Source organism: Flavobacteriales bacterium (assembly GCA_013214975.1).
Lineage (GTDB): Bacteria > Bacteroidota > Bacteroidia > DT-38 > DT-38 > DT-38.
In genome coordinates, this window is sequence record JABSPR010000436.1 from 1 (window position 1) to 9,783 (window position 9,783).

The 9,783-nt window shown below is 36.4% G+C and carries 10 protein-coding genes; 7 read left to right on the plus strand and 3 right to left on the minus strand.

The genetic code is table 11. The features are described 5' to 3' along the window. The coding region (locus tag HRT72_13500) for a radical SAM protein (protein ID NQY68724.1) at positions 1 to 701 on the minus strand (701 nt) is incomplete at its 3' end. Between the two features lie 300 nt (positions 702 to 1,001). Here HRT72_13500 and HRT72_13505 point away from each other — a divergent pair. From HRT72_13505 to HRT72_13520, 4 genes are all read left to right on the plus strand, one after another. Then, entirely contained in the window at positions 1,002 to 1,268 is a 267-nt protein-coding gene (locus HRT72_13505) for an NUDIX hydrolase (GenBank protein ID NQY68725.1), read from the plus strand. 83 nt (positions 1,269 to 1,351) lie between these two features. Further along, positions 1,352 to 1,858: a hypothetical protein gene (locus HRT72_13510; GenBank protein ID NQY68726.1), complete on the plus strand. Its 507-nt coding sequence runs from the start codon at positions 1,352 to 1,354 to the stop codon at positions 1,856 to 1,858. A 1-nt stretch (position 1,859) separates the two neighbouring features. Then, on the plus strand, positions 1,860 to 2,456 hold the full coding sequence (locus HRT72_13515; GenBank protein NQY68727.1) for a hypothetical protein: 597 nt from the start codon (positions 1,860 to 1,862) through the stop codon (positions 2,454 to 2,456). A gap of 91 nt (positions 2,457 to 2,547) precedes the next feature. Continuing rightward, positions 2,548 to 3,069, plus strand: coding sequence for a hypothetical protein (locus HRT72_13520; GenBank protein ID NQY68728.1), 522 nt, complete (start codon positions 2,548 to 2,550; stop codon positions 3,067 to 3,069). 202 nt (positions 3,070 to 3,271) lie between these two features. Here the strand turns inward: HRT72_13520 and HRT72_13525 are convergent, their stop codons facing one another. Continuing rightward, complete coding sequence (locus HRT72_13525) at positions 3,272 to 4,702, minus strand: sodium/proline symporter (GenBank protein ID NQY68729.1); 1,431 nt, start codon at positions 4,700 to 4,702, stop codon at positions 3,272 to 3,274. Positions 4,703 to 4,872: 170 nt separating this feature from the next. Between HRT72_13525 and HRT72_13530 the strand changes: the two genes are divergently transcribed. Next, positions 4,873 to 5,793 (plus strand): hypothetical protein, encoded by a 921-nt coding sequence (locus HRT72_13530; GenBank protein ID NQY68730.1) that lies wholly within the window; start codon positions 4,873 to 4,875, stop codon positions 5,791 to 5,793. A gap of 170 nt (positions 5,794 to 5,963) precedes the next feature. After that, positions 5,964 to 6,332 (plus strand): hypothetical protein, encoded by a 369-nt coding sequence (locus tag HRT72_13535; protein NQY68731.1) that lies wholly within the window; start codon positions 5,964 to 5,966, stop codon positions 6,330 to 6,332. Between the two features lie 14 nt (positions 6,333 to 6,346). Here the strand turns inward: HRT72_13535 and HRT72_13540 are convergent, their stop codons facing one another. Beyond that, positions 6,347 to 6,958, minus strand: coding sequence for a hypothetical protein (locus tag HRT72_13540; protein NQY68732.1), 612 nt, complete (start codon positions 6,956 to 6,958; stop codon positions 6,347 to 6,349). 169 nt (positions 6,959 to 7,127) lie between these two features. Here HRT72_13540 and porU point away from each other — a divergent pair. Next, positions 7,128 to 9,783 (plus strand): type IX secretion system sortase PorU (gene porU / locus HRT72_13545; GenBank protein ID NQY68733.1); only part of this gene is annotated, 2,656 nt, incomplete at its 3' end.

The window sequence follows — 9,783 nt, forward strand, 5'->3', positions numbered from 1 at the left end:
ATTGGGTAAGGCTTGTTAATCGGCATCATGCTTAATCGCGTTTCGTCGTTTGGTGCATGTAACGAAACAGCCAAGTTAACTTGAGGAAACCGATCTGTTAGTTCCTTCATTGCAGGAACCAAGCCAACAGTAGAAACCGACAGATGACGCGCTCCCATATTGAATGTATCTGGATTCATCAATTCATCCAAACTACTAAATACCTCTTTTTTATTATGAAGGGGCTCCCCCATTCCCATGTACACAACATTGTTAAGCGTAGATTCCTTTAGCTCCTCTTTCATGTAAAAACGCCAGAAAAGAACCTGATCCGTAATCTCTTCTGAAGTAAGGTTTCTAATCCAACCCATGGTTCCAGTAGCACAGAAATCACAACCAAGGGCGCATCCAACTTGACTACTAATACAAGTAGTCCATAAGCCTGGCTTAGGATTCAATAAAACGGATTCTATTACTTTGCCATCCTCCAACTTTAACAAAGCCTTAAATGCATTCTTTGCCGTTGAGACATACAATTTATGAAGTGTAAATGTCAATACATTCTCCTTCTCTGTCAGCTGATTTCGTAGATCTTTAGAGAACGTGGTTATCTCATCAAAAGACTGAACAGCCTCACTAAAAAAGGCTTTGCTCATTTGCCCCTTTCTAAACTTTGGCAGTTTATGGTCTTGTACTATCCTATCTAATTTTGCTGAATTCATTTTTAACTTCTACCGTTATTTCTTCTCCACTTATATTAAAGCATCTTGGTGATAACAAAGGTATAAAAAGTAGTGCTTTACATTTTGCCAGAATTATACTTTACGTAGATTTATCCTTAATCAGAGAAGAGACCAAACACAATAGAATCAATGAACATCTTGTACACCGAAAGCGCTGGGGGAATCGTACTGAACACCGAAGGGAAAGTTGCTATAGTTAGTCAGCATGGTACCTCTCGGCCATTACCAGAAGGCCACTGGCAAGAAGGCTAAGAATTACTAGATACTGCAAAGAGAGAAATTCACGAAGAAATAGGATTAACTAAATTAGATCTTATAAGAAAACTAGGCAGCTATACCAGACCCAGATTAGAAGTAGGTGGAAATCCAAACATTAACGAGATTAAGACTATACACATTTACCTTTTCACAACTCAAGAGCAATCGCTTACACCTATTGATCCTGACAACCCTGAAGCTCGATGGGTAACAAAGGATAATGTAAACAATTACCTTACACATGAGGCGGATAAAGAGTTTTTCGAGTTACATATAAATGATTTATAAACAGTTTACTCCTTTTTATAAACATGAATACACATTCGAATCCAAAAAATATATATTTACTTAACGCAAAGACAAATGCATTTATGAAGAAATCACTTTGGATTTTTCTTTTATTTCTCACCATCGATTCACAAGCTACAAATCCAGAGAGCTTGTACAGCGATGACGTCTACTCAGCAGAGAGCATTTGTAAAGCATTCCTTTCATCACTATCAAGTATAACTAAAAACGAGGAACGACTTAACAACTTATTTTTACCTCATTCGCTTCAAATTGATGCAACTAAGAGTAGTTCCGAATTGGTACAAGTTCAGGAATTGGCTGATTTTATTTCATCTTGTAAAACAAGATACAACTCCTCAGATACTAAGATATCATCTCTCAAACATACAGTTAGGCAATTTGGGAATATCGCAAGTGTGTTTCAAACTTGGAGACTTGCAGGTTCTTTGGAAGGACAAGAATCAAAAACAATAGAGGGTATAAATTCATTCCAATTAGTTTACAGTGAGAAAAGATGGTGGATAGTAAACCTTATGTGGGACCACCAAACAAGTGATAAAATAATTGACGAAGCATACATTAAATAGAATGAATAGATATTTTCTTCTTCTTTGTTTATGCGCCTTAATCTTCTCATGTGGAGATTCCAAAGACCCTGTTATTGAAGAAAACGTTACAATTAAAACTGTCTCTAGTACCGAAGATTCCAGTCCTTACAAAGATGATGTCCAGAGTATTCAACTGATCTGTTACGCATACCAAGAAGTCCTTTCAGGTAGTGCTGGAGATGCAAGAAACTGGGACAGACTAAGGTATTTGTGTTTACCACAAACACAGCTTAATCAAGTTTTTCATGCGGATTATGATGAACTAAACAATTACACTGTTGAAAGTTACATTGAGCAAGATGGTGGCTGGTACGACAATGTAGATTTAGATTTAAGTCAGCTTGGAATTACAATAGACAGGTTTGGCAACATGGCTCAAGTATTTCAAACGTACGAATCTGTTTGGGATGATCAACAAGGGGATTCAGGAAGAGAAATAGGCATTAACGCTTACATGCTCGTTTATCAAAATGAAAGATGGTATATAGCGAATGTATTGTGGGACACAGAAACCGATAGTGTAAAAGTTGATCCCATATACTTGGAAGAGGATGTCGTTCCTACTATTCTTGAATAAAAGCAATAACCGTTATAAGAATCCTCTTCTGATTTTATTACGTTATTAGCAAACAGTGCATACTTTAAATTTCAATAACTAAAACGCTATTATGAAAAAACATGCTTTATTTATAACCACTCTTCTGATGTTAACCTTAACATTTAATTCGTGTAAAAAAGAGCAAGGCTGTACAGATAGTTCAGCATACAACTATAACAGTTTAGCTGAAGAAGATGACGGAAGTTGTTCGCATTACACTAAGGCGAAAATTCAGTTTGTAACGCTCGAGAGTTTTTCAACAGTTAATGATTTGGGCGAAACTTGGGATACTTCAAGTATTGCTGACCCCTATATCCAAATCCAAGATGAGAATCATAATATTCTTTATCAAACAGATTCCTATTCAAACTTTGCTCCGCCCATTACATGGGAAGTTTCTCCTAATGTAACAATAGACAATATTGACACTTCAGTTTTGTGGCTATATGTATATGACGAGGACGGAACTGTAGACAACTATATAGGACTTACCAGTATTTATTTGAGCGATTATACTTCTTCTAATTCTAATGAAATAGAGGAAACTTTTGCGGGCACAACTTTTAAAATATTAGTACAATGGCTAGAGTAATTTCTAATTCATTACACACTAACTTTTAATTACAAGTGATATAAAACTATTTACAACATCTAATAAACCCAATGTAATTCCTAGTATTTGGAAAGGTTGGTAGTTCTAGTGAAACGTAATTTCTACTTGTGGTTATTGAAACCTATACCACACATGGTTTTATTTATGGATTAGCTTGCCATTCGCCTAAAAATATAAACGTTTACGCCTTTACGTCCTCAGTTGCAGGAAAGAATTTATTACCTACGAAGTAGATAATAAAGCCAATAGACATTCCTGGAATAAAGTAAGTTGGTTCTGCTATTCCCATCATAGCCAAAGCCACAGTAGATGAAGCCCCAACAACTATCATTGCTATCGACACCTTTTCACTTGGTTTCTTACCAATTAAGACTAACGTTAATAATGGCCCAAATCCTGTTCCCATTACAGCCCAAGCATAAACAACCATGTCAAACACATTGGTATCCGTGTAGTAAGCATACATCGCTACAATCACACCAAAAATCGTTACTGCAATTGTAGAAATCTTACTAGCCATGTAATTAAACTTCCATTTGGGGAAAATATCGTTCGTAATAGCACCTGTACAGCTTATAACCATTGAATCGGCAGTTGATATTGTTGCTGCAAAAACTCCAGCTAACATAACGCCTACCAAGAAAGGAGGGAATAACTCAATTGCCATTGTAGGCAATGCCATCTCCGGATCAAAACCATCTCCATCAACAAGAATAATACGGGCAAGCATACCAACCAAGATAGCAGCTGCATAGAATGCGATATACCAAGTATAATAGTAAGAACGAACCTTACCTATATTTTCTCCATTATCCATTGTCATATAGCCTAGCATAATATGCGGTTGACCAACGGTACCGAACCCAGCGAATATCCAACCTACTACAAAAAGTAAAGGAGCGAACCCCCACATAGAATCTGTATCGTTAAACCAATTCATATACGTTGGACTAACTTCAGAAAACTGTTGCATTGCACCACTCCATCCCCCTACTTCTGCAAGACCGTATCCTACCAATAAAGCCATTACAACGATCATCACAATAGATTGTGCTGCATTGGTCCAAATTGTAGCTCTAATCCCACCTGCAAAGCAATACGCCACCACAAGAACGGCACCTACCAATGCACCAATCCAAAATTGAAGATCAAATATTGCAAGTAAAGTTTTTCCTGTTGCAGCAAACTGAGCTGCCGAATAAATACTTAAGAATGTTAAAGTAAGTAACCCTGCTACTAATCGTAATGTCTTTAAAGGAGTACCACCTCTATATGATATAAGTGAACTGTAAGTCTGTATTTCTTTATTGTCTGCAAACCTTCTAATGTGCCCAAAAGACCACATAGAAGCTATAAAATCACCAAAAACCCAACCCATTGCTATCCAAAGCGAAGCGAGACCAACCTTATATGTAAAGCCAATCATACCAATAAACATGTATCCACTATTACATGTCGCAACTGCTGCTAGAGCAACTAACCAAGGCTTTACATCTTGACCCGCCAATAAATAATCTTCGGTTGTTTTCTTTTTCTCCATTACAGAAGACAAGCCTATAAAGGCAAACATTGCCAAAAACAAAACAAACGTGATAATTGTAACTAAATCCATAATTCTCTTTGTTGGTTAATGACCACAAAAGTATCCAAATATTAATTTTTTAACACCATTGTCCCCAGCATATTGAACAAGTTTTACACTTTATCGACTTAAATTAAATGGCCTTATTTATGTTATGGCTTAGAAGATCTCTAACTTTAAGAAGAACAAAATCTAATTACATGACTCCAACGAATAGCCTACTTTGTATAATTACATTAACATTTTCTTCGCTTCTATCTATAGCACAAGACAGAAGTGAAATAGCACCGTATGACAGTTTAGTAAATTTCTTAGGCGGAGATATGAAATCATATATAGGTCAAGAATTGTATTTAAAACCTAAGCCTAGGAAATTAAGAAAAACAGGATATCCAGAATTTTACCTTGATTTTGAGGCTAAAAAAACAAAAGAAAACAACATTTATAAATGTTGCCAAGTTGGCACAATGGTTTCAAGGTATGACTCTCTTCAAGGAAAATCCTTTATTGTGATAGGAATAGCATCGGGCAAGGGAAATTCTTTAAAAATGAGAGAATATGGCTTAGATACCGAAAAAGACTACTATTTAAAATTGAAACGGAAAGATAATAGTGATGAGTTCTACGTTCGATATCACGGATATGAACACGATTGGCAATTTGTTATGCAAGGGTTTTGGAATAAAAGCACCGAACTATTAGTAGGCAAAGATTACGTACTTAGAGGATTTCACGACGTAAAAGATTTCAAAACAAAAAAACCAATTCCATTTGTTAATGGAGAATCCTGGAAGTGTATTGATTTTAGCCTGGATATCAATATGTTAGAAATGGTTATGCTCTTTGAAAACGAAAGAGGTCAAGTGATAGCACAGCAAAAAAACCCTCACTTCACATTAGTATGGCTAAAATCTGCAGCAGATGCATATCGAAATGAAATGGGCGATGAATTCTGGGATACTATTATGGCATCTAAGACAATGCTTGGAATGACGGAACGAATGGTTGAAATATCTCTAGGCAAACCCGCACAAACTTATACTGCGGCAAACGGTGTACAATGGATCTATGACCATGTGGTTATCCTCTTCAAAGATGGGAAACTTGCCGGATACGAGTAATATCCTGATCTCCATACAAGTACAATCATCTTAAGACTTTCCAAATGTGTAGTTCATCGATTACGAAAGGCCTTACGTCGAAATTTATCATCCTACACCTTTAATACAGAATATACTTGTATCAAGTTAGACCACAAATAATAATGGGTACTATTTAAACTTGATAAATTATGAAAACACTACTCGTAACTTCAGTCGTAGTATTATGTGTCTTGTTCGTTTTTGAAATACAAGCGAAAACACATTTCGAAATACAGGATTATAACGAGTTAAGTACCGCTAGTAACGGTAGTCCAGAAGTACTTAAGCTTGCCAAAAATGGAATTAGAAATGAAATCAACATAAGTAGTAGCTGGGAAGGAATACTATTCGACCTAGAACTCACAGATTCTGAAGGAAATGTAATCATTCAAGACAAAATGATGACATTTATGGATTCAGAATACATTCTCTCAACAACGCTTCTTCCAAAAGGTGAGTACAACATTTCCTTATCGTACGACAATGAGATTGTTCAGGAGAAAACATTTAGCAAGTAAGATCTTATTGAGGACTAGTTAGATTGGGCCTTGGCAACCATCTTGTGTAAGTTTGTTAAAGTTTCATGCGGACCATCCACAATAAACATATTAACCACCCAAGCAGGAAGGTTACCGGCTGGATCTGCAAGAATTTCGTACGTAAGTTTTATCTCTTCATTATTAATCTGTTCAAAGAGCCAATAACCTGATAGTGTAGTGATCCTAACGTAATCCTCATCTAATTCAACGACATCTAATTTTTGATCAACCGTTTTTGTGAATGATTTCTCACCGTCAAATACATATGATGTCTCTAAGACTAAATCGCGATCAGAAAAAGGCCACGGAACAGCTACTTTATGGTATTCTATAGTTCTGTCTGTTCCAATTCGCTTAATAATTTCAATACTTTCGATGTCCGTTACCCATTCAGGTATCCTTTCACTGTCTTTTAGTATACCATACAAAACAGATAGAGCCTTACATTCAAAAACTGTTATTGCTTTAAAGGCCTTAAATTTTGATGTTTCAGAATCCTTTGTATAAACAATAATGCCGTCTTGGTCTTTTGCCAGCTCCCACTCCTGCCCTATTGAAAAGCTAATACAAAAAACTACTTGTAACCCTATTAAAACAATCCTCATATCTATAATCGCTTAGCTAGTCTTTAGAACACAGTACGAGACTTAAAGTTCAAATATGACTGCGATATTCACCTCTATTTTCTCTAAACCCAGTGCAATAAACGAATTTATCCGCGTTATTGCTCCACAATTAAAGCCTTTGTAACTTTACGTTGTAATTGATCTGTTCATGCGAATTAGAATTATTCTTCTACTTCTGTTTTGTTTCTCGACAGGAGGCACATTCGCTTCTCCATTCGTATTGAATTGGCGGGGGATTAAAACCGAGCAATTATCTGAATATGTACAACACAAAACATTCACATTCGACGGTGCGTATCAGGCAAATAACCTTCCTTCTTTTCAACACAAAGTAAGAGTTTCAAATTCCGAAAATATTGAATGGCAGATCGAAGATATGGTTTTTGAAGACCTTTCAATTACAGAGGAATTGTTCTTAAAGGATCTAGATATTTCAGAAAGAATAGAACTAACTACAAGTATCGGATACTACCGAAAAGTAAAATATTCATCTGTTTCATTCATTCCGATTAGAAAAAAATCAACAGGTTCACATTATGAAAAATTAGTTTCGTTTAACCTTGATTACAATACGTCTTTCAACACTAGTAATATAAATTCAAAAACCATTTCAACCAATTTTTCTACCTCTTCTGTTCTTGCCCAAGACGAGTGGTATAAATTTAATATTGGTGCATACGGAGTCTACAAACTAGATCTTGATTTTTTAACCAATTTAGGTATTGATGTAGCAAACATAGACCCCAGGAATATTGGGATCTATGGTTATGGTGGTGGCATGTTACCCGAAGCTAATGATGCAGATCGTATTGATGATCTTAACGAGAATGCCATTTATATTTCCGGAGAAAATGATGGTTCTTTCGATTCTGAAGACTACATTTTATTTTATGGTGAAGGTTCTGATTCCTGGTCGTATAACGAAGATGATGGCCATTTTCATCATCAAAATAACTTGTATACCGATTCCTCTTTCTATTATTTGAAAATTGGAAACGGCACCCAAGGTAAACGGATATCTAACATTGGGTCGTCTCCTCTATCATCCACTAATACTGTAAGCAGTTATACCGATCTCCAGTTTATTGAAAACGATAATGTCAACAATATTAAGTCAGGCAGACAATGGTATGGTGAGTCTTTTGAAAACCTAACTAGTCTAGATTTTGTATTTGATGGATCTAATATTGACAATAATTCGCTGGGCTATGGCAGAGTTAGCGTGATTGCACGATCTACCATAAACTCAATCTTCGAAGTTTACGCAAATAACATATTTCAGAAAAACATAAGCATAAAGGAGGTTTCATCGGTATACACGGCTGCTTTCCATTACGGATCAAGTGTAGAATTAAACTTCAAACCTTCGGCATCTAATACAATCACATTAACATACATTGAAAACGGGTTAGCATCGGCCTCGGTAGGTTGGTTAGATTACATTGAATTAAACATTCGAAGAACCCTTAGCCTCACGAACAATCAAATGCTATTTCGAGATGAAACTAGTGTTGGGAATGGCAATATTTCTTCTTTTGAAATTGCAAATTACAATTCGACATCAAAAATATGGGACATCACTGATCCAAGTAACATCAGTGAACAATCGGGAACATTATCTGGTTCTACGTTTACATTCAGAACATCTACAGATAACCTTAAGGAGTTCATTGCTTTTAACTCAACCGGATATCTAATGGCAAATCCAATAGGCCCCGTTTTAAATCAAAACTTACATGCTCTCGGACTCTATCATTTTATTATTGTCACCCATCCCGACTTCACTAGTGAAGTTCAAAGGCTAGCTCAATTCCACCGAGAAGAAGATAATTTATCCGTTCTAGTTGTTTCTACTGAACAGATATATAACGAGTTTTCTTCTGGATCCCCTGACATTACTGCCATTAGAGACTTTATCAGAATGTTTTACGAACGAGCAATCAACGAGAACGGCATAATGAAATATTTGCTTTTATTTGGCGACGGATCGTATGACAATAAGAATCGTTTGGCTGGCAATTCTAATTTTATTCCTACTTATCAGTCCGTAAATTCTAATGAACCAACAAGGTCATATGTTTCAGACGATTACTATGGGATGTTAGATAGTAATGAAGGAAATTGGTACTCGGGAGCAAAACATTATTTGGACATCGGAATTGGTAGAATTCCAGCCACAACGTTAACGGAAGCGCAAGAAATGGTGGATAAAGTTATCAGTTATTCGAAGCCAAGCACCTTAAACAATTGGCGAAACGATATAACCTTTGTAGCTGACGACGAAGATGCCAACTTATATGCAAGACAAGGTAATGAACTAGCTGATCTCGTGGGAGAAGAAGACCCTACATATAATATTGATAAAATATATTTAGACGCATATAATCAAGTAAATACCGCTGCTGGAAATCGATACCCTGATGTTCGATCCGCAATAAATAATAGTGTTAACCAAGGGAAGTTAATTATCAATTATACTGGTCATGGTGGTGAAACAAGCTGGAGTCATGAGCGCGTACTGCAAGTTTCGGATATAACAAATTGGACAAATATCGACAACATGCCGCTTTTCCTTACAGCGACCTGTGAATTTACTCGTTGGGATGATCCGGGTCGAATATCTGCAGGGGAGCATGTACTCCTTAATCCAAACGGTGGAGGAATTGCTCTAATGACAACTGCAAGGGTGGTGTATGCATCTCAAAACCATACGCTGAGCAAACAGCTGTATTCCGTAATGTTCGACAAAGAGAATGGACAACATCTTCGGTTAGGCGATATTTTTAGAATTGCAAAACATGAAG